22 protein-coding genes are annotated in these 25,686 nt (G+C 69.7%); 10 read left to right on the plus strand and 12 right to left on the minus strand.

Annotated features, from left to right (window positions below; genetic code table 11):
• Positions 1–30: 30 nt before the first annotated feature.
• Complete coding sequence (locus ACWFQ8_RS09210) at positions 31–1,491, minus strand: glycosyltransferase family 87 protein (protein WP_453785549.1); 1,461 nt, start codon at positions 1,489–1,491, stop codon at positions 31–33.
• Between the two features lie 87 nt (positions 1,492–1,578).
• Positions 1,579–4,158, minus strand: coding sequence for a transglycosylase domain-containing protein (locus ACWFQ8_RS09215; RefSeq protein ID WP_453785550.1), 2,580 nt, complete (start codon positions 4,156–4,158; stop codon positions 1,579–1,581).
• Positions 4,159–4,432: 274 nt separating this feature from the next.
• On the opposite strand from ACWFQ8_RS09215, the gene ACWFQ8_RS09220 reads away from it, so the two are divergent.
• From ACWFQ8_RS09220 to ACWFQ8_RS09230, 3 genes are all read left to right on the plus strand, one after another.
• Positions 4,433–5,038, plus strand: coding sequence for a helix-turn-helix transcriptional regulator (locus ACWFQ8_RS09220; protein WP_453785551.1), 606 nt, complete (start codon positions 4,433–4,435; stop codon positions 5,036–5,038).
• A gap of 49 nt (positions 5,039–5,087) precedes the next feature.
• Complete coding sequence (locus ACWFQ8_RS09225; RefSeq protein WP_453785552.1) at positions 5,088–6,170, plus strand: inositol-3-phosphate synthase; 1,083 nt, start codon at positions 5,088–5,090, stop codon at positions 6,168–6,170.
• 107 nt (positions 6,171–6,277) lie between these two features.
• A complete protein-coding gene (locus ACWFQ8_RS09230) occupies positions 6,278–7,546 on the plus strand; it encodes an MFS transporter (RefSeq protein WP_453785553.1) in 1,269 nt (422 codons plus the stop codon).
• A gap of 66 nt (positions 7,547–7,612) precedes the next feature.
• Here ACWFQ8_RS09230 and ACWFQ8_RS09235 read toward each other — a convergent pair whose 3' ends face one another.
• Positions 7,613–9,079, minus strand: a complete 1,467-nt coding sequence (locus ACWFQ8_RS09235; protein WP_453785554.1) for a CCA tRNA nucleotidyltransferase — start codon at positions 9,077–9,079, stop codon at positions 7,613–7,615.
• A 186-nt stretch (positions 9,080–9,265) separates the two neighbouring features.
• Here ACWFQ8_RS09235 and ACWFQ8_RS09240 point away from each other — a divergent pair, with 186 nt between their 5' ends.
• The 7 genes from ACWFQ8_RS09240 to trxA all read left to right on the plus strand — a co-directional run bounded on the left by ACWFQ8_RS09240 (position 9,266) and on the right by trxA (position 18,880).
• Positions 9,266–11,530, plus strand: a complete 2,265-nt coding sequence (locus ACWFQ8_RS09240) for a DUF6049 family protein (protein WP_453785555.1) — start codon at positions 9,266–9,268, stop codon at positions 11,528–11,530.
• A 46-nt stretch (positions 11,531–11,576) separates the two neighbouring features.
• Entirely contained in the window at positions 11,577–13,739 is a 2,163-nt protein-coding gene (gene murJ / locus ACWFQ8_RS09245; protein ID WP_453785556.1) for a murein biosynthesis integral membrane protein MurJ, read from the plus strand.
• A 126-nt stretch (positions 13,740–13,865) separates the two neighbouring features.
• Positions 13,866–15,602, plus strand: a complete 1,737-nt coding sequence (locus ACWFQ8_RS09250; protein ID WP_453785557.1) for a protein kinase family protein — start codon at positions 13,866–13,868, stop codon at positions 15,600–15,602.
• Between the two features lie 97 nt (positions 15,603–15,699).
• Positions 15,700–16,422: an RNA polymerase sigma factor SigM gene (gene sigM / locus ACWFQ8_RS09255; RefSeq protein WP_453785558.1), complete on the plus strand. Its 723-nt coding sequence runs from the start codon at positions 15,700–15,702 to the stop codon at positions 16,420–16,422.
• Positions 16,419–17,393, plus strand: a complete 975-nt coding sequence (locus ACWFQ8_RS09260; protein ID WP_453785559.1) for an anti-sigma factor family protein — start codon at positions 16,419–16,421, stop codon at positions 17,391–17,393. Before sigM ends, ACWFQ8_RS09260 begins: the two co-directional genes overlap by 4 nt.
• A 125-nt stretch (positions 17,394–17,518) precedes the next feature.
• Positions 17,519–18,478, plus strand: coding sequence for a thioredoxin-disulfide reductase (gene trxB / locus ACWFQ8_RS09265; RefSeq protein ID WP_384531156.1), 960 nt, complete (start codon positions 17,519–17,521; stop codon positions 18,476–18,478).
• A 60-nt stretch (positions 18,479–18,538) separates the two neighbouring features.
• Entirely contained in the window at positions 18,539–18,880 is a 342-nt protein-coding gene (trxA, locus tag ACWFQ8_RS09270; RefSeq protein ID WP_453785560.1) for a thioredoxin, read from the plus strand.
• Between the two features lie 84 nt (positions 18,881–18,964).
• On the opposite strand, the gene ACWFQ8_RS09275 is transcribed toward trxA, so the two are convergent.
• The 9 genes from ACWFQ8_RS09275 to rpmH all read right to left on the minus strand — a co-directional run bounded on the left by ACWFQ8_RS09275 (position 18,965) and on the right by rpmH (position 25,491).
• Entirely contained in the window at positions 18,965–19,582 is a 618-nt protein-coding gene (locus tag ACWFQ8_RS09275) for a GNAT family N-acetyltransferase (protein WP_453785561.1), read from the minus strand.
• 153 nt (positions 19,583–19,735) lie between these two features.
• Positions 19,736–20,836, minus strand: a complete 1,101-nt coding sequence (locus ACWFQ8_RS09280; protein WP_453785562.1) for a ParB/RepB/Spo0J family partition protein — start codon at positions 20,834–20,836, stop codon at positions 19,736–19,738.
• Positions 20,833–21,921 carry a ParA family protein gene (locus ACWFQ8_RS09285; RefSeq protein ID WP_453785563.1) on the minus strand — a complete coding sequence of 363 codons (1,089 nt, stop codon included), beginning with the start codon at positions 21,919–21,921 and terminating at the stop codon, positions 20,833–20,835. The genes ACWFQ8_RS09280 and ACWFQ8_RS09285 overlap by 4 nt, the downstream gene beginning before the upstream one ends.
• Positions 21,922–22,194: 273 nt before the next feature.
• Positions 22,195–22,911, minus strand: coding sequence for a 16S rRNA (guanine(527)-N(7))-methyltransferase RsmG (gene rsmG, locus ACWFQ8_RS09290; protein ID WP_453785564.1), 717 nt, complete (start codon positions 22,909–22,911; stop codon positions 22,195–22,197).
• Positions 22,912–23,041: 130 nt separating this feature from the next.
• Positions 23,042–23,554, minus strand: coding sequence for a Jag family protein (locus ACWFQ8_RS09295; protein ID WP_453785565.1), 513 nt, complete (start codon positions 23,552–23,554; stop codon positions 23,042–23,044).
• A 14-nt stretch (positions 23,555–23,568) separates the two neighbouring features.
• On the minus strand, positions 23,569–24,675 hold the full coding sequence (yidC, locus tag ACWFQ8_RS09300) for a membrane protein insertase YidC (RefSeq protein ID WP_453785566.1): 1,107 nt from the start codon (positions 24,673–24,675) through the stop codon (positions 23,569–23,571).
• Between the two features lie 3 nt (positions 24,676–24,678).
• Complete coding sequence (gene yidD, locus ACWFQ8_RS09305; RefSeq protein WP_384531148.1) at positions 24,679–24,960, minus strand: membrane protein insertion efficiency factor YidD; 282 nt, start codon at positions 24,958–24,960, stop codon at positions 24,679–24,681.
• Entirely contained in the window at positions 24,957–25,331 is a 375-nt protein-coding gene (gene rnpA, locus ACWFQ8_RS09310; RefSeq protein WP_453785567.1) for a ribonuclease P protein component, read from the minus strand. The genes yidD and rnpA overlap by 4 nt, the downstream gene beginning before the upstream one ends.
• Before the next feature lie 22 nt (positions 25,332–25,353).
• Positions 25,354–25,491, minus strand: a complete 138-nt coding sequence (rpmH, locus tag ACWFQ8_RS09315) for a 50S ribosomal protein L34 (RefSeq protein WP_008741645.1) — start codon at positions 25,489–25,491, stop codon at positions 25,354–25,356.
• Positions 25,492–25,686: the final 195 nt, after the last annotated feature.

A 25,686-nucleotide genomic window follows, 5' to 3' on the forward strand; every position in this document is an offset into this window, starting at 1 on the left:
TCCCCCCGCCCCCGGTCTCAGGCCCCGGTCTCAGTCCCTGGAGCCCGTGCCCCAGTCGACCCGCTGTCCCTCCGAGGGCGCCGCGTACCGCGGCGCCCTCGCGGCGTCCCACAGCACGAACACGTCCTCGGCCCCGTCCAGGACCCCGCCCGAGGGGTCGTCCGAGCCGTCCCGGCGCACGACGTCCCGCTCGGGCATCAGGATGTCGCGGACGATCACCGCGCACAGGTAGAGCGTGCACAGCAGGTGGGCGGCGATGGCCAGCTGGTAGCCCTCCACCGGGAGCCCCTGGTGCTTGTCCCCGCTGGACGTGTAGGCCAGGTAGAACCAGATGCCGAGGAAGTAGACGACCTCGCCGGCCTGCCAGATCAGGAAGTCCCGCCAGCGCGGCCGGGCCAGCGCGGCGAGCGGGATCAGCCACAGCACGTACTGCGGCGAGTAGACCTTGTTGGTCAGGATGAAGACGGCGACGACCAGGAACGCGAGCTGCGCGAAGCGGGGCCGCCTCGGTGCGGTCAGCGCGAGCAGGCCGACGGCGCCGCACAGCAGGAGCATGAGCCCGGTGGCGTACGTGTTGGCGCCGTCGAGGGGATGGCCCGAGCGCTGGGAGATCAGCAGCCACACGGAACCGAAGTCGATGGGCCGCTCCTGGCTGAAGGTGTAGAACTTCGTCCAGCCCTCCCAGGCGAAGAGCATGACGGGCAGGTTCGCCACGAGCCATGCGGCCACCGCGGCGAGCGTCGCGGCGCCGAACCGGCGCCACTTCCCGGCCCGCCAGCACAGGACGAACAGCGGCCCGAGCAGCAGTACCGGGTACAGCTTGGCGGCCGTGGCCAGGCCGATGAGGACACCGAAGAGGACCACGCGGCCGCGGGACCACATGAGCATCCCGGCGGCGGTCAGGGCGATGGCCAGCAGGTCCCAGTTGATCGTCGCGGTCAGGGCGAAGGCGGGTGCGAGGGCGAAGAGCAGGGCGTCCCAGGGCCGGCGGCGGTGGGTACGGGCGACACAGACCGCGATGACCGCCGCGCAGGCCATCAGCATGCCGGCGTTGACCATCCAGTACATCTGCTCGCGGTGCTGCATGGAGCCGCTGGACGGGGTCAGCCAGGAGGCGATCTCCATGAAGAGCCCGGTGAGCACCGGGTACTCCAGGTACTCCATGTCGCCGGGGAGCCGGTCGAAGTAGGGCGTCAGGTTGTCCGCGAAGCCCCGTACCGCGAACAGGTGCGGGATGTCCGAGTAGCAGGCGTGGGTGTACTGCGAGGTGGCTCCCCGGAACCACGCCCAGTCGTAGCAGGGCAGCTTCTGCACCATGCCGAGCGCGAACACGCCGATGGCGAGGAGGGCCACGATCCGGACCGGCCCCAGCCAGTGGTGCCCGAGCCGGGCGTGGCGGCCCATCGGGCCGCCGATGAACTCACTGCCCGCTGCGGCGACCTCGTCCCGCTGGGTGGGCAGTACGGGGCGGTCCTCGTGCACCTTCGTCATGGGCTCATCCTGCCGTACGGGGCCGGGCACGGGGGAAGGCCGCCGCATCGGGTGCGACGGCCTTCCTCGGTTCACGTCAGGGGCGGGTCAGCCACCCACGGGAGTGGGCCAGCCGGTGGGGCGGCCGGGTCTGCCCGTGTTGGTCGGGGACGGGCTGCCGGAGGGTCCGCCGTCGTTCCCCCCGACGGCCCCGCCGTTCGTGGTGCCGGTGTTGGTGTTCCCGCCGGCGGTCTCCGGGTCGCAGTACAGCTCCCACGGCTTGCACGTGGGCTTGCCGCCCCTGGACGGGGACGGGGAGGGCGACGGCGGGGGGCTCGACGGGGTCGGCGTCGGGGAGGGCGACGGCGAGGCCACGGGCGTCGGGGTGGGGGAGGGGGCGCCGGAGGCGTCGGCGGTGACGCCGATCTCCTCGGGCTCCGGGAACGGCTTGACCGGGACGCCCTTGAGCGCCTCGCGCATGTACTCGGTCCAGATCACGGCCGGGATGTCACCACCGTGGATGGAGTCGGTACCGCCGACCCCGTTCATGGACAGCAGTTCCTTCTCCGCCGAGTTGGGGTCGGTGCGGAAGAGGGTGACGGAGGTGGACAGCTCCGGGGTGTAGCCGACGAACCACGCCGACTTGTTCTTGTCGGTGGTGCCGGTCTTGCCCGCCGCGGGCCGGCCCAGCGCCTTGGCCTTCTTGCCGGTGCCGTTCTGGACGACGTTCTCCAGGACCTTCGTGATGTTGTCCGCGATGGAGTTGTCCATGGCCCGCTGGTCCTTGGGACCTCCGAAGCCGGGCACATCCTTGCCGTTCTTCTTCACGCTGATCACCGAGTACGGCTCGCGGTGCGTGCCGGAGGCGGCGAAGGTGGCGTACGAGTCGGCCATCCGGATCGCGCTCGGGGTGGAGGTGCCCAGGGCGAAGGAGGCGTCGTCGTTGGGGTTCATCGACTCCTCCAGGATGCCGGTCGCCTTGGCCACCTCGCGGACCTTGCTGTGGCCGACGTCGAAGACGAGCTGGGCGAAGGGCACGTTGATGGACTTCTCCATCGCCTTGTTGAGGTCGACGTAGCCGAAGGCCTCGGGGCTCTCGTTCTTCTGCTTGAACGGCTTGCCGGAGGCGTCGTACAGCGGCTTGCCCTGGCGGTTGGTGATCACGGTGAGGTCGTCGGCCTGGTACTTGCTCTCGACCGAGAGCCCCTCGCCCTTCGAGTTCTGCGTGCCGTACTGCATCGCCGCCGCCAGCACGTACGGCTTCCAGGTCGAGCCGACCGGGACGCCCATGGTGTTGGCATTGTTGGTGAAGTGCTTCTTGTCCCAGCCCGGGCCGCCGTACAGGGCCACGATCGCGCCGCTCTTCACGTCGACCGAGGCGGCGCCGAACTGCACGAAGGTGTCCAGGGTGGGGCGCTTCTTCTCGTCGAGGAAGTCGTTGCGAGTGTCCTCGACCGCCTTGACCAGGGCTTCGACCCTCGGCTTCTCGAAGGTGGTCTTGATCTGGTAGCCGCCCAGGGCCATCTCCTCGGCGGTGATGCCCTGGGTCTTCATCACGTACTGCTTGGCCGTCTCGACCAGGTAGCCGATCTGGCCCGACATCGCACGGGCCTGCTCGGACTCCACGCGCGGCGGGAAGTCCGCCACCTTGTACTTCTCCCGCTCGGACTTCTCCATCCGGCCGACCTCGACCTGCCGGTCCAGCACCCAGGACCAGCGCTTCTTGGCCCGCTCCTCGTTGGCGGCGGGGGTGGCCGCGGCGCCGATGCCGCCGTCCGGGTTGTACAGGTTGGGACCCTTGAGCACGGAGGCCAGGAAGGCGCTCTCGGCGGGGTTCAGGTTCTCGCAGTCCTTGCCGAAGTAGGCGCGGGCGGCCGCCTGGATCCCGTACGCGTCCCGCCCGTAGTAGGCGGTGTTCAGGTACCCGGCGAGGACCTTGTCCTTCTCCTCGGAGACGCCCAGCCTCAGCGCGATGAAGAGCTCGGTGACCTTGCGCTTGAGCGTCTGGTCGGAGTCCAGGTACGTGTTCTTCACGTACTGCTGGGTGATGGTCGAGCCGCCCTGGGTGGAACCGCCCGTGGCCATGTTCCACACGGCCCGGCCGATGCCCATCGGGTCCACGCCCTTGTCCGTCTCGAAGGACTCGTTCTCGGCGGCGATCACCGCGTCCCTCATCGAACGGGGGATCTTCTCGATGGGCACGATCTGCCGGTTCATCGAGCCGCCGGTCGCGACCATCTGCTCGTCGTTCGCCCAGTAGAAGACGTTGTTCTGCGCCTTCGCCGCCAGGTTCGGGTTCGGGGTGTTCACCATGGCGATGCCGATGCCGGTCCCGGCGATGATCACCGAGAAGAAGCCCAGGGCCGTACCGCCGACCAGCTTCCAGGAAGGCACGAAGCGCTTCCAGCCGTCCTTGTCGGACCGCGGGTAGTTGATGAGGCGGTTGTCCGGGCGGCGGCCGGACTTGCCTGCTCCCCGACCACGGGGCGCGGGCCCTCTCTGGGCGGGTCTGCGGGCCCCGGCTCGACCACCCGGGGTCGGATCAGGGGCGTACGGGCCGCTGGGTGACGCCGTGGGGACGTCACGCCGGGCGTCGGCGCCCCGGCCGGGGCGCTGCTGGGCGGCCCGGCGGGCCGAGGCACGTCCGCCGCCCTGGGGCTGCGGCGGTTTGCGGCGGTGCTCGCTCATCGAACGACTACTCCTCGGGCAGGCGAGTGGCCTGGAAGCGGCAGATGAATTCCGGTTCCCCCGGTGTACTGGCGCACAGACTACGCACGCTCAAAACCCCAACAGTGCCGAAGTTCACCCCAAATCAGGCAACTTGCCTCGTACGAATTGGTGATGTGACGCCGGTCACCACGTCACCACTTGTCGCCGGGGGCAGCCCGTTCTATCGTCTGGATGTATCGAGCCGATACATCAGCTCGGTATAACGACTCAGAGTCGGAGGAGGGACAGGCGGATGAGCAGGCGCTCAGGCATCCTCGAATTCGCCGTCCTCGGCCTGCTCCGTGAATCCCCCATGCACGGCTACGAGCTGCGCAAGCGGCTCAACACCTCGCTGGGGGTGTTCAGGGCGTTCAGCTATGGCACGCTCTATCCCTGCCTCAAGACGTTGGTCGCCAACGGCTGGTTGATCGAAGAACCGGGCAGCGCTCCGGAAGACGCTCTCGCGGCTTCACTCGCAGGGCGCCGCGCGAAGATCGTCTACCGGTTGACGGCAGCGGGGAAGGAGCACTTCGAGGAGCTCCTTTCCCACACCGGTCCCGACACCTGGGAGGACGAGTCCTTCGCCGCCCGCTTCGCCTTCTTCGGTCAGACCGAGCGAGAGGTGCGGATGCGGGTCCTGGAGGGCCGCCGCAGCCGGCTGGAGGAGCGCCTGGAGAAGATGCGCGCCTCGCTCGCCCGGACGCGGGAACGCCTCGACGACTACACGCTCGAGCTGCAGCGACACGGCATGGAGTCCGTGGAGCGCGAAGTGCGCTGGCTGAACGAGCTCATCGAGAGCGAGCGGGCGGGACGGGATCAGAGACGACAACCCGGTCCGTCCGACGAAAGTGCAAAGTGAGGCCTGCATCTCGCAGGCCTCGTCCGAGAACAAACAGGGAGCAACCGGAATGGGTTCGGTTCGCGTAGCCATCGTCGGCGTAGGCAACTGCGCCGCCTCGCTGGTGCAGGGCGTCGAGTACTACAAGGACGCCGACCCGGCGGCCAAGGTCCCCGGTCTGATGCACGTCCAGTTCGGCGACTACCACGTGCGTGACATCGAGTTCGTCGCCGCGTTCGACGTCGACGCGAAGAAGGTCGGCCTCGACCTTTCGGACGCCATCGGCGCCAGCGAGAACAACACCATCAAGATCTGCGACGTCCCGAACACCGGTGTGACCGTCCAGCGCGGCCACACCCTGGACGGTCTGGGCAAGTACTACCGCCTGACCATCGAGGAGTCCACCGAGGCTCCGGTCGACGTGGTGCAGATCCTCAAGGACCGTCAGGTCGACGTCCTGATCTGCTACCTTCCCGTCGGCTCCGAGGACGCGGCGAAGTTCTACGCCCAGTGCGCCATCGACGCCAAGGTCGCCTTCGTCAACGCCCTCCCGGTCTTCATCGCCGGCACCAAGGAGTGGGCCGACAAGTTCACCGAGGCCGGTGTCCCGATCGTCGGCGACGACATCAAGTCGCAGGTCGGCGCCACCATCACGCACCGCGTGATGGCGAAGCTGTTCGAGGACCGCGGTGTCCGTCTTGAGCGCACCATGCAGCTCAACGTCGGCGGCAACATGGACTTCAAGAACATGCTCGAGCGTGACCGCCTGGAGTCGAAGAAGATCTCCAAGACTCAGGCCGTCACCTCGCAGATCCCCGACCGTGACCTCGGCGAGAAGAACGTCCACATCGGCCCGTCCGACTACGTGGCGTGGCTCGACGACCGCAAGTGGGCCTACGTCCGCCTCGAAGGCCGTGCCTTCGGCGACGTCCCGCTGAACCTCGAGTACAAGCTCGAGGTGTGGGACTCCCCGAACTCCGCAGGTGTCATCATCGACGCGCTGCGCGCCGCGAAGATCGCCAAGGACCGGGGTGTCGGCGGTCCGATCCTGTCGGCCTCCAGCTACTTCATGAAGTCCCCGCCGGTGCAGTACTTCGACGACGAGGCCTACGCGAACGTCGAGAAGTTCATCAGGGGCGAGGTCGAGCGCTAGTCCCGAGCTCCAAGCGTCCTTCGGACACCTGGACTTCGGCTGGTCTTCCGCGGAGGGTCCCCGGGCAATATGCCCGGGGACCCTCCGCGTATGTGACCCTTTCCCTCATGCCTGTCGTACGTGACCTGCGGGTACTCCTGCGCCTCAGGGACTTCCGGAATCTGCTCGCCGTACGGCTGTTCTCCCAGGCCGCGGACGGCGTCTACCAGGTCGCACTGGCCACCTACGTGGTGTTCTCCCCGGAGAAGCAGACCTCGCCCGCGGCCATCGCCTCGGCGATGGCGGTCCTCCTGCTGCCCTACTCCGCGATCGGCCCCTTCGCCGGCGTCCTGCTCGACCGGTGGCGACGCCGCCAGGTCTTCCTCTACGGCAACCTGCTGCGGGCCTTCCTCGCCTGCGTCACCGGCATGCTCATCGTCGCGCAGGTCCCCGACTGGCTCTTCTACGCCTCGGCCCTGTCGGTGACCGCCGTCAACCGCTTCGTCCTGGCCGGGCTCTCCGCCTCCCTCCCCCACGTGGTCGGAGCCGACCGACTGGTCACCGCGAACGCGCTCTCCCCCACCGCCGGAACCCTCGCCGCGACGGCGGGCGGGGGACTGGCCTTCGTCGTGCGGCTGCTCGCCTCCGATTCCAACGCCCTTGTCGTGCTGCTCGGAGCCGGCCTCTACCTGAGCGCCGCCCTGGTCTCCCTACGACTGGCCCCAGGGCTCCTCGGGCCGGACCACCCGGCGGGGCGGCGGAATCCCTCGGTCGTCGAGGGGGTGGTCCTCACCGTCCGCGGTATGGCCGAGGGCCTGCGCCACCTGGCCTCCCGCCGGGAGGCCGCGCGTGCGCTCACCGCGATGACGCTGATGCGGTTCTGCTACGGGGCGCTGACCGTCATGCTGCTCATGCTCTGCCGCTACTCCTGGTCGGACAACGAGTCCGACGGACTGGCGCTGCTGGGCCTCGCGATCGGCGTCTCCGGGGCCGGATTCTTCACGGCCGCGGTCGTCACCCCCTGGCTGGTGGGCCGGCTGGGCGCGCTGGGCTGGATCACCGCCTGCGCCGCCGGCGCCGCCGTCCTCGTACCCGCCCTCGGGCTCTTCTTCGCTCCCGGCCCCGTGCTGGCCGCCGCCTTCGTCCTCGGCCTGGCCACTCAGGGGGCGAAGATTTCCACCGACACCGTCGTGCAGTCCCACATCGACGACGACTACCGGGGCCGGGTGTTCTCCGTCTACGACGTGCTGTTCAACGTCGCCTTCGTCGGCGCCGCGGCTGTGGCGTCCCTCATGCTCCCGACCGACGGACGTTCCGTGGCGCTCGTCCTCGGCGTCGCCGCCCTGTACGCCGCCACAGCTCTGATGCTGAACCGGCAGGGGCGACGTTTCACGTGAAACATCGCCCCCGACCGGTCCACCCGGTCGATGTTTCACGTGAAACATCGACCGGACCCCCGTTGCTCACGCCTGCGCGGCCCACCACTCCTTGAGCGCGGCGACGGCTGCGTCGCGCTCCATCGGACCGTTCTCCAGCCGCAGCTCCAGCAGGAACGCGTAGGCCTTGCCGATCGCCGGCCCCGGGCCGACGTCCAGTACCGCCATGATCTCGTTGCCGTCCAGGTCGGGCCGGATCGCGTCCAGCTCCTCCTGTTCCTGGAGCTGCGCGATGCGCTCCTCCAGCCCGTCATAGGTCCGGGAGAGTGCGTTGGCCTTGCGCTTGTTGCGCGTGGTGCAGTCCGACCGGGTCAGCTTGTGCAAACGGTCCAGCAGGGGACCGGCGTCACGGACGTAGCGCCGCACCGCGGAGTCGGTCCACTCCCCGTCGCCGTACCCGTGGAAGCGCAAGTGCAGCTCCACCAGGCGGGACACGTCCTTGATCATGTCGTTGGAGTACTTCAGCGCGGTCAGGCGCTTCTTGGTCATCTTCGCGCCCACCACCTCGTGGTGGTGGAAGGAGACCCGCCCGTCGCTCTCGAACCGGCGGGTGCGCGGCTTGCCGATGTCGTGCAGCAGAGCCGCGAGCCGCAGCACCAGGTCCGGACCGTTCTCCTCCAGTGCCATCGCCTGCTCCAGCACGATCAGCGAGTGGTCGTAGACGTCCTTGTGCCGGTGGTGCTCGTCACTCTCCAACCGCAGCGCGGGCAGCTCGGGCAGTACCCGGTCGGCCAGACCGGTGTCCACGAGCAGCCCCAGCCCCTTGCGGGGGCCGGCGGACAGGATCAGCTTGTTGAGCTCGCCCTGCACGCGCTCCGCCGAGACGATCTCGATCCGGTCGGACATCGCCTTCATCGCCGCGACGACCTCGGGGGCGACCGCGAAGTCCAGCTGCGCCGCGAACCGGGCGGCCCGCAGCATGCGCAGCGGGTCGTCGGAGAAGGAGTCCTCGGGGGTGCCCGGCGTACGCAGCACACCCGTCGCCAGATCCTCCAGGCCGCCGTGCGGGTCGATGAACCGCTGCTCCGGCAGGGCCAGCGCCATGGCGTTGACCGTGAAGTCGCGCCGGACGAGGTCCTCCTCGATCGAGTCGCCGTAGGAGACCTCCGGCTTGCGCGAGGTGCGGTCGTACGACTCGGAGCGGTACGTCGTCACCTCGATCTGGAAGTCCCGTACGTCGTCCCCGACGCGGGCGGTCTTCTGCGCCCCGACGGTGCCGAAGGCGATGCCCACGTCCCACACGGAGTCGGCCCATGGACGGACGATCTTCAGGACGTCCTCGGGGCGGGCATCGGTGGTGAAGTCGAGATCGTTGCCGAGACGCCCGAGCAGCGCATCGCGGACGGACCCGCCGACCAGGGCGAGGCGGAAGCCCGCCTGCTGGAATCGGCGGCCGAGCTCGTCGGCGACAGGGGCGATCCGCAGCAGTTCACTCACCGCGCGGCGCTGTACCTGACTCAGGGCACTGGGGTTGTCTTCGTTGGCGTTCGGCACAACAGAAAAGGGTACGTGCCCGGCCCGGCGCGGGCTTCCTCGTTTTACGGCGACCCCCGGTACACGGCCGGCCCGGCGCTGGCCGATCATGTGGAGCAAGGGGCGGCACTCGCGCACAGCGGGCCTCGTTACCATGCCAGGACGCACATACGACTACCGATGACACTTCGAGGGACGGGCTAGCGCGTGGCCGAGGCGGCAGACATCCACGGGGCGTCGCCCGCCCCTGTCCGGCGCCGGTGGCTGCGGCGCGCGGTGATCCTGCTCGCCGGGACGCCGGTGCTCGCCGCCCTGATCTACGCGCCCGCCCCGGCGGCCCAGGCGGCCCCGTCCTCGGCCGTCGACGTCCGGCTGCTGACCGTGACCCCGGCCGCTCCGGTCAAGGGAGACACCCTCACCATTTCCGGCTCCGTGGTCAACAACGGTCCGGAGACGATCACCGACGCCCATGTGGGACTGCGGGTCGGACCCCCACTGGCGGACCGCTCCTCCATCGACGAGGTGGCGGAGCGCGGCAGCTTCCGGGCCGGCACCGACGCGGGCGAGGTCGACCCGGCCTATGCCGTACAGATCCCCTCGCTGCCCTCGAAGATCGGCCGGGAGTTCACCCTGCGGGTCCCGGTGGACAAGCTGAAGCTGGACAAGGACGGCGTCTACCAGCTCGGGATCTCCCTGTCCGGTGAGACCGAGAGCCGGCCTTCGGAGCAGGTGCTCGGGATCAGGCGGACGTTCCTGCCGTGGCAGCCCGAGGCCGCCGCCAAGCGCGCGAACCTCACCTACCTGTGGCCGCTGATCTCCAGCACCCGTCTCACCGCCGAGACCGGCTCGGACGAGGTCCAGACCCCCGTCTTCCTCGACGACGCGCTCGCCGATGAGCTCATGCCGCAGGGCCGCCTCGGGCAGATGGTCTCGCTCGGCAAGGAGCTGCCGATCACCTGGGTCATCGATCCCGATCTGCTGTACACGGTCGACGCGATGACCAAGGGCTACCGCGTGCGCATGCCCGACGGCAAGGCGGTCCAGGGCAAGAACAAGGCCGTCGCCGAGCAGTGGCTGAGCTCCCTGGAGGCCGCCGTGCAGGGCAAGAAGGTCGTCGCCCTGCCCTTCGCCGACCCCGACCTCGCCTCCCTCGCTCACCAGGGCAAGGACGTCTCGGGCACCCTGGGCCAGCTGCGGCCCGCCACCGACAAGGCGAAGCAGGCCGTGGAGACGGTCCTGCACGTCCCCGCCTCCACCGACTTCTCCTGGCCCGTGGACGGTGCGATCGACCCGGCGATCGTCAACGTCGCCACCTCGGCCGGCGCCCACAACGTCCTGACCCGCAGCGACAGCCTCTCGGAGACCGGAGCCCTCGGCTACACCCCCTCGGCCGCCCGACCCATCGGGGCGGGCACCACGGCGGTCGTCGCGGACGCCGAACTCTCGAGGGCCTTCGAGGGCGACATGCTGAACGCCACGAACTCCGCGCTGGCCGTGCAGCAGTTCCTGGCCCACAGCCTCGCCCTCAACCTGCAGAAGGCGGATGAGCAGCGCAGCTTCGTCGTCGCCCCGCAACGGATGCCGACCGTCAGCCAGGTCCAGACGATGGCCATGGCGGTACGCGGCCTCCAGGCCGCCCGCTGGACCCAGCCCTCGGACCTCGAAAGCGCGGCCGCGGCCAAGCCCGACCCCGGTGCGGCCACCGAGGTACCGGGCGCCGGCCAGTACCCCGACGCCCTGCGCAAGCAGGAGCTGCCGGTGTCCGCCTTCGAGCAGATCCGCACCACGCAGAACACCCTCGATCACTTCAAGGTGATCCTCGCCGCCCCCGACCGGGTCGAGATCCCCTTCGGCAACACGACCAACCGCGAGATGTCCACCTCCTGGCGCGGCCGCCCCGAGGAGGCCCGGCGCTACCGGAACCAGGTGCAGGACTACCTGATCAGCCTGACCGAGAAGGTCAAGGTCGTCCCCAAGTCGGACGCCACCCTCTCCGGGCACAGTGCGACCATTCCGGTCAGCGTCCAGAACAGCCTGGTCCAGGACGTCCACGGCCTCGTGCTGCGGGTGAGGTCCGCCAACCCGACCCGTCTGATGTTCGGCGACAACGGTCAGGACTCAGAAGAGGTCACGGTCCAGGGCGGGCACAGCCAGACCGTGAAGTTCACCGCCAACGCCACCGCGAGCGGCCCGGTCGAGGTGACCGCCCAGCTCTTCACCAAGGACGGCGTCCCCTACGGCAAGGAACGCACGTTCACCGTAGAGGCCACCGAGATCACCCCCACCGTCATGCTGGTCATCGCCGGCGGCGTGCTCCTGCTCGTCCTGGCGGGCATCAAGATGTACGCGAGCCGCAAGCGCGTCGCGGCGCGGGCGGCCGCCGAGGAGAGCACGCAGCAGAGTGACGAGTCCCCGGACACCGGACCGCAAAGCACGGACGCGTCCGGCACGGGTGAGACAGTGGACCGTTGAGCGACGCCGTGGCCGGCCGGCCTGGGGACGATGAGGTGGGGTTTCGATGAACGCGCCGTACGACGGTGACCGTGCGCAGAGCACCGGTGGGCCCGCACCCGCCCAGGGCACTGCCGCGGGCACTCCGGTGCCCGGGCAGGCGCCCGCGCCGGACCACGACCCGTATGTCCAGGACGCCTACGACCACGACCCGTACCGGTCGCAGGACCTGTCCGCCCAGGACCCCGTCGCCGAGGTCCTCTACGACCGCGCCTCCCATCCTCCGCCGCCGCCCGGTACCTACCAGGAGGCCGGCCCGCTGTACGCGGCCCCGGTCGCGCCCTCGTACGCCCCGGACCCGCGGGTCTGGGCGCAGACCCCGCCGCCCGAGCCGGACGGGCCCTCGCGGCACCTGCCCTACGGCGACCACGCCACCACCACGCAGTTCGTGGGCGTGGACTCGCTCGTCACCCGGGCCGCCGACGAGCAGCCCGAGCCGGACGCGTTCGCCCACCTCTACCGGGACCAGGAGGCTGCGCCCCGCACCCCCGCCGAGGACGCCCCGGTCGCCGCGCCGGCGCCGAGCAAGCCCGCCGGACGCGCCGCGGGGCTACTGAGGTCGAGCGCGCTCATGGCCGCCGGCACGATCGTCTCCCGTATCACCGGCTTCCTGCGGACCCTGGTCATCGCGGGTGCCATCGGCGTCGGCACCTTCAACGACACGTACCAGATCGCCAACACCCTGCCCACGATGATCTACGTGCTGGTCGGCGGCGGCGCCCTGAACGCCGTCTTCATCCCGCAACTGGTCCGGGCGATGAAGAACGACAGCGACGGGGGGCAGGCCTATGCCAACCGTCTGCTGACCCTCGTCGTGGTGCTGCTGGCCGCCATCACCACCGTCTGCGTCCTCGCCGCACCCGTGTTCATCACGATGATGTCGCCGAAGATCGCCTCGGACCCCCAGCAGATGGACGTCGCGGTCGCCTTCGCCCGCTACTGCCTGCCCACCATGTTCTTCATGGGCGTCCACGTGGTGCTCGGTCAGATCCTGAACGCCCGCGGCCGCTTCGGCGCGATGATGTGGACCCCCGTCCTCAACAACATCGTGGTCATCGCCACCTTCGGCGCCTTCATCTGGGCCTTCGGCGGCTTCACCACCTCCGGGGTCAATGCCGCCACCGTCACCGCCGACGGTGTCCGCCTGCTCGGCCTGGGCACCCTGCTGGGCCTCACCGTGCAGGCCCTCGCGATGCTGCCCTACCTGCGCGACGCCGGGTTCAGCCCCCGCCTGCGCTTCGACTGGAAGGGCCACGGGCTCGGCAAGGCCGCCCGACTGGCCAAGTGGACCTTCTTCTTCGTCCTCGCCAACCAGATCGGCCTCGTCGTCGTGACCCAGCTCGCCACCTGGGCCGGTTCCGTCGCCGAGAAGCAGGGGCACCCCGGTACCGGCATCACCGCCTACAACTACGCCCTGCTGCTGTGGCAGATGCCGCAGGCCATCATCACCGTCTCCGTCATGACGGCCGTCCTGCCGCGCATCTCGCGCTCCGCGCACGACGGGGACGCCACCGCCGTCCGCGACGACATCTCGTACGGACTGCGCACCTCGGCCGTCGCGATCGTGCCCTGCGCCTTCGCGTTCCTCGCCCTCGGCGTCCCCATGGCCACCCTGCTGTACGCCGGTTCCGGCGCCGGCGCCCAGAACATCGGCTACGTCCTGATGGCCTTCGGCCTCGGACTGATCCCGTACTCCGTCCAGTACGTCGTCCTGCGCGGCTTCTACGCCTACGAGGACACCCGGACGCCGTTCTACAACACCGTCATCGTCGCGGCCGTCAACGCCGCGGGCTCGGCGGCCTCCTTCTTCCTGCTCCCCGCCCGGTGGGCCGTCGTCGGCATGGCAGCCGCCTACGGCCTCGGCTACGCGGTGGGCGTGGGCGTCGCCTGGCGCCGCCTGCGCACCCGCCTCGGCGGCGACCTGGACGGCGCCCACATCATGCGCACCTACGCCCGCCTCACCGGCGCGTGTGTTCCGGCCGCCGCGGTGGCCGGCGCCGCCGCTTACGGGGTAACCCGGTGGCTCGGCAGTGGAGTCCTGGGTTCCGCCACTGCCCTGGTGGCCGGCGGCATCGCGCTGGCCGCCGTGTTCCTCATCGCCGCCAAGCGGATGCGGATCGAAGAACTCAACGCGATGGTCGGTATGGTCCGGGGACGTCTGGGGCGCTGATCGGCGTGCTCACCGACCGGTCAGTACCCCGTCGTGTGTCGTGAAGAGCGTCGGACTGTGGGCACAATTGGCTTGGCTTCGCAGACTGGCCGACAGCGCGTAACGGATGGGGAGGCGGGAACGACGGTGGCGGAACGTAGCACGGCTGCCGTCGACGTGGCCGACAACAGCGGCGACGAGCCGCTGGCCGCAGGAGCGGCCAAGGCCACGGCCGACGGGGTGGACATCCAGAACGCACGAGCCGCGGACGGACCCATGACCGAAAAGGACGGCGAACGCACGGCCGCGGCTCCCGCGGCCGCACCCGAACTGCACAGCGGTCACAAACTCGCCAGACGCTACCGGCTCGAAGAGTGCGTCACCCGTGTGGACGGGTTCAGCAGCTGGCGTGCGATGGACGAGAAGCTCCGCCGGGCCGTGGGCGTCCACCTGCTGCCCGCGGACCACCCGCGTGCCCGTTCCGTCCTGGCCGCGGCCCGCTCCTCCGCCCTCCTCGGCGACCCCCGGTTCGTCCAGGTCCTCGACGCCGTCGAGGAGAACGACCTCGTCTACGTCGTCCACGAATGGCTGCCCGACGCCACGGAACTCACCGCGCTCCTCGCCGCCGGCCCCTTGGAGGCCCACGAGGCCTACCAGCTCGTCAGCCAGGTCTCCCAAGCCATGACGGCCGCGCACCGCGAGGGCCTCGCGCACCTGCGCCTGACGCCCAGCGCGATACTGCGCACGTCCACGGGCCAGTACCGCATCCGCGGCCTCGCGGTGAACGCGGCGCTGCGCGGCATCACCAGCGAGACCCCGCAGCAGGCCGACACCGAGGCCATCGGTGCCCTCCTCTACGCCGCACTGACCCGGCGCTGGCCCTACGAGACCGACGCCTACGGCCTGGCCGGCCTGCCCAAGGGGGTCGGCCTGATCGCCCCCGACCAGGTCCGCGCCGGTGTCCACCGCGGACTGGGCGAGCTCGCCATGCGCGCCCTCGCCAACGACGGTGCCACCGCCTCCCGCCAGGAACCTGCTTTCACCACTCCGGAGGAGCTGGCCAAGGCGGTCGCCGCCATGCCCCGCATCAAGCCGCCGGAGCCCGCGTTCACCGCTCCGCCCGACTACCAGCACACGACCTACCAGCAGGGCAGCTACGGCCGTCCCACGCCCCCCGGCGGGATCACCGCCCCGCAGGCGGTCAACGTGGTCCAGCCGCCCTCCCCGCTGCAGAGCCGCACCGGGCGCGCCCTGAAGTGGGGGGTCGCCGCCCTGCTCATCGCCGCTCTCGGTCTGGGCAGCTGGCAGCTCGCCGACACCCTGCTGGAACGCAACAACGGCGGCAACAACGGGCCCAACCCGTCGCAGCCCACACCGTCCGGCGGCAGCGAGAAGAAGCCGGAGCCGAGGAAGGCGCTCCCCATCACCGGCGCCGAGCCCTTCGCCGTCAGTGGAAAGTTCCTCGATCCCGAGGAAGCCCCCCTGGCGGTCGACAAGAACCCCGGCACCGGATGGGTCACACCGCAGTACAAGGGCTACGCGAACTTCGGCAACCTCGATGAGCGCAAGGAGGGCAGCGGCGTCATCGTCGACCTGGGCAAGGAGACGGATGTGACGGCCGTCGAGCTGGACCTGTTCGCCGCGGGGCACGGCCTTCAGGTCCGCGCTGCGGCACCCGGAGCCTCGTCGCCGTCCTCTCTGGCCCAGTTCCCCCAGACGATCGCCGAATCGAAGGGCGCCCCGAAAAAACTGACGACCACCCTCGACGCCCCGATCCGCACCCGATACCTGCTGGTCCACATCACCAACCTGCCGTCCGAGGGTGGCTCGGAGAACTACCGGGGCGGAATCAACGAGATCACGGTCCTCGGTCCCGGTTCCTAGCCGCCCGGCCCCGCGAGGGTCCGCCGTGCCACCGGCACGGCGGACCCTCGTGTTTCCCCCGACCAAGCCGTAATGTCCCTGCGGGAGGCGAGGTGTGATGCGCGACGAGACGGCCGGCGACGACCGGGGATCCCCCCGGACCGAGCCCTGGACAGACGCGGACCTGCTCGCCCGGCACGTGGACGGCGACCCCGACGCGTTCGGAGAACTGGTCCGCCGCCATCGCGACCGGCTCTGGGCCGTGGCGCTGCGTACGCTCGGCGACCGCGAGGAGGCCGCCGACGCCGTACAGGACGCCCTGGTCTCCGCCTACCGGGCGGCGCACACCTTCCGCGGCGACTCCGCCGTCACCACCTGGCTGCACCGCATCACCGTCAACGCCTGCCTCGACCGGGCCCGCAAGGCCGCCTCGCGCAGGACCGCGCCCCTCGACGACACCGACCGCCTGGAACGGCTCCTGGAGCCCCACGAGTCGGCCGAGGCACCGGCGGAGCGCGAGGAGCTCCACCGCCAGCTCCTGGCCGCCCTGGGCACCCTCCCGCCCGAGCAACGGGCCGCGCTCGTCCTCGTCGACATGCAGGGGTACCCCGTCGCCGAAGCCGCCCGCCTCCTCGACGTCCCCAGCGGGACCGTCAAGAGCCGCTGCGCACGCGGCCGGGCGAAACTCGTCCCGCTGCTCATTCATCTGCGCACCCCCGCCGTGGATAACAGCACCTCGGAGCGGGGAGGGAACCGGACGCCGGGCCGGCCCGTCACACCGACGGAAGACCCCAGGCATCCAGACCCAGACGCTGTGAAGGGCGGAGGTGGACGACCGTGACCCCAGCGACCGGCGCGCCCGGCACGACCGGAACGGTCCGGCACCCGGACGTCTCGGAGATCTCCGACCTGACCGAAGGACTCCTCTCCCCGTCCCGCACCGCCGAAATCCGCCGTCACCTCGGCGACTGCGCTCTGTGCGCCGACGTCCGCGCCTCTCTCGACGAGATCCGCGCCCTGCTGGGCACCCTCCCCGGGCCCGCCCGCATGCCCGCCGACATCACCGGTCGCATCGATGCGGCCCTCGCCGCAGAGGCGCTCCTCGACGCCACCCGGCCCTCGGCCGCCTCCGCGCCGGCCGTGCGCACGGGTAGGGCGGGCAGCGATGTTTCACGTGAAACATCGCCCCCCTCCCCGGCCGCGTCGCCCACGCGCGGGCCCTCCGGTCACCCGGTCGGCCCAAGCGGACCCGGGCGTCGGCGCGCCCGCCGACGGATCGCCGTGCTCAGCGGCCTCGCGGGCGCCGCCGCCTGCGCGCTCGGGATCTTCCTCTTCACCGACCTGAGCGGCTCACCCGTCCGCGACGCCAGTACCCGCGGCGACACCGCGACCTCGGCCGTCGAATCCTCCGGTGAGGGCACTTACACCGCGCAGGGCCTGCAGAAGACGGTCCACCAGCTCCTCGCTTCCTCGGGGCCGGGCGACAAGGCCGTTCCGCAGAACCCGCAGGCCCCCCAGGAGCAGAACAACACCTTCGGGACGAAGGACACCCCTCCTCCCCAGGAAGTCGCCCCCAGCGACCGCCGGCCGTCTCCCGTCCCGCCCTGCGTGCAGGGGGCCACCGGCCGTCCCGAGGCCCCGCTCGCCGCCGAACGCGGCACCTACCAGGGGCATTCCGTCCACCTCCTCGTGCTCCCGCACCCCGGGGACTCCAGCCGGGTGGACGCGTACCTCGTGGACGCCGGCTGCGAGACCGCCGACCCTGCCGCCGCCGGAGAACTCCTCCTGACAAGGACCTACCCGCGGATGTGAAGGACCGAAGTCCGTCACTGGAGCAGGCGGGGAATGCACGCGCCGTAGGATCCGTTGGGTGGGGTGAGAGTCCGCACCGGCCCCCGGTTCGCAGCAAGCAGTCCGCAGAGACGAGGAAGAAACCCGTGAGCGACGTCCGAAACGTGATCATCATCGGCTCCGGGCCGGCCGGTTACACCGCCGCCCTGTACACCGCACGTGCCTCGCTCAAGCCCCTGGTGTTCGAGGGTGCCGTCACCGCCGGTGGCGCCCTGATGAACACCACCGAGGTGGAGAACTTCCCCGGGTTCCAGGACGGAATCATGGGCCCGGACCTCATGGACAACATGCGCGGCCAGGCCGAGCGCTTCGGCGCCGAGCTGGTTCCTGACGACGTCGTGTCCGTGGACCTCACCGGTGAGATCAAGACCGTCACCGACACCGCCGGCACCGTGCACCGCGCCAAGGCCGTCATCGTCACCACCGGCTCCCAGCACCGCAAGCTCGGCCTCCCGAACGAGGACGCCCTCTCCGGCCGCGGCGTCTCCTGGTGCGCCACGTGCGACGGGTTCTTCTTCAAGGAGCACGACATCGCCGTCATCGGCGGCGGCGACACCGCGATCGAGGAGGCCACCTTCCTCTCCCGGTTCGCCAAGTCCGTCACGATCGTTCACCGTCGGGACACCCTGCGCGCCTCCAAGGCCATGCAGGACCGCGCCTTCGCCGACCCGAAGATCAAGTTCGCATGGGACAGCGAGGTCGCCGAAATCCACGGGGACCAGAAGCTGTCCGGTCTCACCCTGCGCAACACCAAGACCGGTGAGACCTCCGAGCTGCCCGTGACCGGGCTCTTCATCGCGGTCGGCCACGACCCGCGCACCGAGCTGTTCAAGGACCAGCTGGAGCTCGACGACGAGGGCTACCTCAAGGTCGAAGCCCCCTCCACCCGAACCAGCGTCACCGGCGTGTTCGGCGCCGGCGACGTCGTGGACCACACGTACCGTCAGGCCATCACCGCCGCGGGCACCGGCTGCTCCGCCGCTCTCGACGCCGAGCGCTTCCTCGCCGCCCTCGCGGACGCCGAGAAGGCCCACGCGACGGTCTGACCCCTCCCCCCGTACCTACCCCCCACCCCACACCCCCGCAGGAAGAACAAGGAGGCCGCTGTGGCCGGCACTCTCAAGAACGTGACCGACGCCGACTTCGACGCCGAGGTCCTCAAGAGCGACAAGCCCGTACTGGTGGACTTCTGGGCCGCCTGGTGCGGACCGTGCCGCCAGATCGCCCCGTCGCTCGAAGCCATCGCCGCCGAGTACGGCGACCAGATCGAGATCGTCAAGCTCAACATCGACGAGAACCCGGCCACGGCTGCCAAGTACGGCGTCATGTCGATCCCGACGCTCAACGTCTACCAGGGTGGCGAGGTGGCCAAGACCATTGTCGGCGCCAAGCCGAAGGCCGCCATCCTGCGCGACCTCTCGGACTTCGTCGAGGCCAAGACCGCCTGACGACCGTCCGGCCCCACGCACGTGGGGCCCGTGCGGAACGGGGCCGCCCCCTCACCGGGGGCGGCCCCGTTCCGCGTCCGCGGCTCACAGCGGACGCAGTGCCGGCTCCTTGCGCGCCCCGCCGAGCAGGCGGTCCAGCGCGAGTTCCACGTCTTCCTTCCACGACAGGGTCGAACGCAGCTCCAGACGCAGCCGCGGATGTGCCGGGTGGGGACGCACCGTCTTGAAGCCCACCGCCAGCAGATGGTCGGCCGGCAGCAGACAGGCCGGGCCCTCCCACCGCGCGTCCCCGAACGCCTCGATCGCCCGGAAACCCCGCCCCAGCAGATCCTTGGCGACCGTCTGGACCATCACCCGCCCCAGACCCTGCCCTTGATACCCCGGCATGATCCACGCGGTGATCAGTTGGACCGCGTCCGGTGACACCGGACTCGTCGGAAAGGCCGTGGCCCTGGGCACGTACGCCGGCGGGGCGTAGAGCACGAAACCCACCGGGACCTCGTCCACGTAGACGACCCGGCCGCACGAACCCCACTCCAGCAGGACGGCGGAGATCCAGGCCTCCTTCTCCAGTGCCGGGGTCCCCGCCTTCACGGCGGCCTCTCCACTGACCGGGTCCAGCTCCCAGAACACGCAGGACCGGCAACGCCGGGGCAGGTCCTGCAGGTTGTCCAGCGTGAGCGGTACCAGCCGACGACCCATGACGGCATCGTATCCACTGGCCCCTGGATCTTCGACAGCTCAGCCCCGGCAGCGGGACTCCTCAGCCGTCAGGAGGACCGGACCCGCAGCACGGCGAAGGGGCGGATCGGACCCGTTCGCACCGGTCCGATCCGCCCCTCGGGGGGCCTGCGGTCACTCCGAGGAGAGACCCTGCTCCAGTACCCGGCCCTCGCCCGGCGCCAGCGTTCCCAGAATCCGCTCCAGATCCTCCATCGACGCGAACTCGACGGTGATCTTTCCCTTCTTCTGGCCCAGGTCCACCTTCACCCGCGTCTCGAACCGGTCCGAGAGCCGCGTCGCCAACTCGCTGAGCGCGGGAGCCACCCGGGTGCCGGCCCGCGGACCCTTCGGCTTCACCGTGCTGGAGGGCTCGGACGCCATGAGCGTCACGATCTCCTCCACCGCGCGTACCGACAGACCCTCCGCCACGATCCGGTGCGCCAGCCGGTCCTGCTCCTCGGAGTCCTCCACCGAGAGCAGTGCCCGCGCATGCCCCGCGGACAGCACGCCGGCGGCCACCCGGCGCTGGACCGGGGGCGACAGCTTCAACAGCCGGAGCGTGTTCGACACCTGGGGACGCGAACGCCCGATCCGGTCCGCCAGCTGGTCGTGCGTGCAGTTGAAGTCCTGGAGCAGCTGGTCGTACGCCGCCGCTTCCTCCAACGGGTTCAGCTGCGCCCGGTGCAGGTTCTCCAGGAGCGCGTCCAGCAGCAGCTTCTCGTCGTCCGTCGCCCGGATGATCGCCGGGATGCTCTCCAGCCCGGCCTCACGGCACGCCCGCCACCGGCGCTCACCCATGATCAGCTCGTAGCGGCCCGGCGCGGCCTGCCGCACCACCACCGGCTGGAGCAGACCCACCTCCTGGATGGAGGTCACCAGTTCCGCCAGTGCGTCCTCGTCGAACACCTCGCGAGGCTGCCGCGGATTCGGCGTGATCGCGTCCATCGGAAGCTCCGCGAACGTCGCCCCGGCCACCGTATTGCCCCCCGGCGCCGCCTCCGGCTCGCTCACCGGCACGATCGCGGGCGATGTTTCACGTGAAACATCGGCCTGCGCGAGCGAAGCGAGCTTCGCCGCCGCGATTCCGCGCTCCGCCGTGAGCACCGGCACGGCCGACGGCGACGTCGACCCGGCCCCGGCCCCGGCCCCCATCGCGGGGGGCGTCTTCTCCTGCGGAGCCGCGGGAATCAGCGCACCGAGTCCCCGCCCCAGACCCCTACGTCGCTCACTCACTGGATCCCCTCCGCCACACTCTGCGTGCTGTTCATGCCCGGGCCCAGATGGGCCTGGCGGGCGTCGTACTGGATTCCGACCCCCCGGTACGCGATCTCTCGCGCCGCCTCCAGGTAGGAGAGGGAGCCACTGGAACCCGGGTCGTAGGTGAGCACCGTCTGACCGTAGCTCGGAGCCTCGGAAATGCGCACCGACCGCGGGATGCTCGTCCGCAGCACTTCCTTGCCGAAGTGGGTACGGACCTCCTCCGCCACCTGCGAGGCCAGCCGGGTCCTGCCGTCGTACATCGTCAGCAGGATCGTCGACACGTGCAGCGTCGGGTTCAGGTGGGCGCGCACCAGGTCGACGTTGCGCAGCAGCTGCCCCAGACCCTCCAGCGCGTAGTACTCGCACTGGATCGGGATCAACACTTCCGCGCCCGCCACCAAGGCGTTCACCGTCAGCAGCCCCAGCGACGGCGGGCAGTCGATCAGGATGTAGTCGAGCGGCTGCTGGTACGCCTGGATCGCCCGCTGGAGCCGGCTCTCCCGTGCCACCAGCGACACCAGCTCGATCTCGGCACCCGCCAGATCGATCGTGGCGGGAGCGCAGAAGAGTCCCTCCACGTCCACGACAGGCTGGACGACCTCCAGCAGCGGGCGGCTGTCGACGAGCACGTCGTAGATCGAGGGGACGTCCGCGTGGTGATCGATACCCAGCGCCGTGGACGCGTTGCCCTGCGGATCGAGGTCGATCACCAGGACCCGAGACCCGTGCAGGGCCAGCGAGGCCGCCAGGTTCACGGTGGTCGTGGTCTTACCCACGCCACCCTTCTGGTTGGCCACCACGATGATCCGGGTCTGCTCCGGCCGGGGCAGAGCCTCGCCGGAGCGTCCCAGGGCATCCACGGCCAGCTGGGCGGCCCGGCCGATGGGGGTGTCGTTGTCTACAAGGGGCGGGGGCGATGTTTCACGTGAAACATCGTCTCCCGGTGATTGAGAGCGGGGACCGGGGACCGGATCGGCCATCGGCCCCGCGAGGTTGGCGTCGGACCGCACGGTGTCACTCTCCTCGACAGCTGGCTCGCGATGAACAGAGCCTGCCATGTCACCCGGGTGGCGAACCAGCGGGGCCCGTACTCCTGTGGATGAATCCACCGATGTGGACAACTCCGTCCCCCTTGCGTCCTTGCGGTCGCGAGGGGCCGCAGCCGCACGACCGCGGCTGATGATTCCGTGCAGCAGAGAGCGACGTTTCACGTGAAACACGATGCCCGGATGGAGTCTGCGGGCCGCTACGACACTCCGAAATCCATACCTATAGGGCCCAACACTCCTGAAATAACCGGCCAGGGGCCCCTACCGCCCGGAGGCGGAGGATCAGCGACGGCGGCGCGTACGACTCACCCGTGCCGCCTTGGCCCGCTTGGCCGCGAACCTCACTCCGCCGGGGCTCTCGCCCACCTCGACCCGCACCACGGTCGAGAGCGGATCCACGACACCCTCGCCCACCTGGAGCACCGAGGTCTTCACCACCCCGAGCTTCGCCAGTGCGGTCTTCGCCGCCACCAGCTCCTCGTCGGCCGTGTCCCCCTTGAGCGCCAGCATCTCCCCGTAGGGACGCAGCAGGGGCACGCCCCAGCCGGCCAGCCGGTCCAGGGGCGCCACCGCACGCGCCGTCACCACATGGACGGGCTGGAGCTTGCCCAGCACTTCCTCGGCGCGACCGCGCACAACCGTGACGTGGTCGAGGCCGAGCAGTTCCACGGCCTCCTGAAGGAAGTTCGTCCGGCGCAGCAGCGGCTCAAGGAGTGTGATCTTGAGGTCTCGCCGCACCAGGGCCAGCGGGATGCCGGGCAGGCCGGCGCCCGAGCCCACATCGCAGACGGTGACGCCCTGGGGCACCACCTCCGACAGCACCGCGCAGTTCAGCAGGTGCCGCTCCCACAGCCGCGGCACCTCGCGCGGGCCGATCAGGCCGCGCTGGACTCCCGCGTCCGCCAGCAGCTCCGCATACCGCACAGCTTCCGGGAAAAACTCACCGAATACCGCGCGCGCCTCTTCAGGCGCCGGGGGAAGCTCCGCTGCCTCCGTCACGGGGACCGTCCTTCCGTACGCATGGTTCTGGGTAAAGCCAGGTCTTGAGATGCCGCTTCGTTCACATGCCAGGCTGACAAACATCGGCCCCGCCTGCGACACAGACGGGGCCGAACACTCTTGCTACCGGTCAGGCCGGAAGCACGACGACGAAGCGCTGCGGCTCCTCGCCCTCGGACTCGCTCCGCAGACCGGCGGCCGCAACGGCGTCGTGGACGACCTTGCGCTCGAACGGCGTCATCGGCGCCAGCTCCAGCGGCTCGCCCGAGGCCTTCACGTCGGCCGCTGCCTGGGCACCCAGCGCCGCCAGCTCCTCACGCTTCTTCGCGCGGAACCCGGCGATGTCCAGCATCAGGCGGCTGCGGTCCCCGGTCTCCCGGTGCACGGCGAGGCGGGTCAGCTCCTGCAGGGCCTCCAGGACCTCGCCGTCGCGGCCCACGAGCTTCTGCAGGTCGCGGCCGGCGGAGTCGCTGACGATGGACACCGCGGCGCGGTCGGCCTCGACGTCCATGTCGATGTCGCCGTCCAGGTCGGCGATGTCCAGCAGGCCCTCAAGGTAGTCGGCCGCGATCTCACCCTCCTGCTCAAGGCGGGTGAGGGTGTCGCCGCCCTCAGCGGCGGCGGTGGTGGTGCCTTCCGTCACGGGAGGGACTCCTTCTACTTCTTGGTGGAGGGCTTGCTGGGCGTCTGGCGCTGGGACTTCGACTGCCTCTTCGGCTGCTGCCGCTTCGCGGCGGCACCACCGCTCGCCGCGTCGGAGTCCGCCGTGGTCTCGGAACTCTTGATCACGCTGCCGTCCGACTGGGCGGCCATGCCCTGCTTGGTCAGGGCCGTGATGAACTTGCGCTCGTTGTCGTTGCGGTCCGGGCCCTTGGCCACGATCGCCGCGACGATCTTCTTCTTGCTGCGGCCCTTGACGTCACCGTGCGAGCTGATGTGCTTCAGCAGGCGGGTCAGGTACTGGTCCTGCGCGGTGCTGCCCGGCGTCGGGTTCTGATTGATCACGTACATCTGCTGACCCATGGTCCACAGGTTCGTGGTCAGCCAGTAGACGAGGACACCGACGGGGAAGTTGATGCCCATGACCGCGAAGATCACGGGGAAGATGTACATCAGCATCTTCTGCTGCTGCATGAACGGCGTCTTGACCGAGAGGTCGACGTTCTTCTGCATCAGCTGGCGCTGGGTGTAGAACTGCGACAGCGACATCAGGATGATCATGACGGCGGTCACGATGCGCACATCGGTGATCGAGGCGTCCAGGCTCGCGACCTTCTCGGCGCTGTCCGTGAACTTCGCCGCCAGCGGCGCCCCGAAGATGTGTGCCTGACGGGCGCTGGCCAGCAGCGGGCCGTCGATGTAGCCGATCTCCTTGCCACTGGCGATGCTCGACAGCACGTGGTAGAGCGCGAAGAAGAACGGTGACTGCGCCAGGATGGGAAGGCACGAGGAGAGCGGGTTGGTACCCGTCTCCTTGTACAGCTTCATCATCTCTTCGGACTGACGCTGCTTGTCGTTCTTGTAGCGCTCCTGGATCAGCTTCATCTTCGGCTGGAGCGCCTGCATGCCCCGCGTCGCCTTGATCTGCTTCACGAAGAGCGGGATCAGACAGATACGGATCAAGATCACCAGGGACACGATGGACAGGCCCCAGGCCCACCCGCTGTCCGCACCGAAGACCGCTCCGTACAGCGTGTGGAACTGGACGATGATCCACGAGACGGGTGTGGTGATAAAGCTGAACAGACTGGCAATCGTGTCCACTAATCAGGCTCCTTGAGCATTGCGAGATCTACGCAACGCACTGCGCAGCTGCTCGTGCCAACGCGGGCGTTTACGGGGTGGGACGTGGTCCACGCCGCCGGGGGACCACGGATTGCACCGCAGGATCCGCCAGGCGGTCAGGAACGTCCCCTTCACCGCACCATGCCGGTCGATGGCCGCGTACCCGTAGCGCGAGCACGACGGGTAGTAGCGGCACACCGGGCCGAGCAGCGGACTGATGGTCCACTGGTACAGCTTGATCAAAGCGAGCAGCGGGTACTTCATCGAGCCGCGCCTCCCAGGAGCCGCGACAGGGCGGCATCCAGGTCCCGGGCCAGTTCGTCGGGGCCGGCGTCGCCCGATCCGGGCAACGCACGCACCACCACCAGGCTACCGGCGGGCAGCTGCGAGAGCCGCTCGCGGACCAGATGCCGCAGACGGCGCTTCACCCGGTTACGGACGACGGCGACTCCGACAGCTTTGCTGACGACGAAACCCGCACGCGTCGAGGGATCGATCTCCCCCGGCTCGTGCGGGTCCGTTGCACCGCTTGTACGTAGGTGTACGACGAGGAGCGGGCGACCGGCCCGACGCCCTCGGCGTACTGCGCTCGCGAAGTCCTCACGCCGCCTCAGCCGATTTTCGGGAGACAGCACGACGTCACGACCTGCGTGTTGGTTACGCGGAAAGGGCGGCGCGGCCCTTGCCACGGCGGTTCGCGAGGATCGCGCGACCGGCACGGGTACGCATCCGCAGGCGGAAGCCGTGGGTCTTGGCACGACGGCGGTTGTTCGGCTGGAAGGTGCGCTTGCTCACTCGGGGGCTCCAGAGAATGAATCGTTGTGGCGGGACATCGCCTGGCTGTCACCGTGCGCCCACGAGGAAACTCGCGTGTTCGCCCGAGTGGCACCGCTAAATGATCACTAAAAGTGACCTTCGCCCATCGGTAGGCAGGCGGCAGCAGCCATCGACAACTCGACCACGTTACGGTACGCGCGGCTACGCCATCCG

The sequence above is a fragment of the Streptomyces sp. NPDC055254 genome (assembly GCF_053606025.1).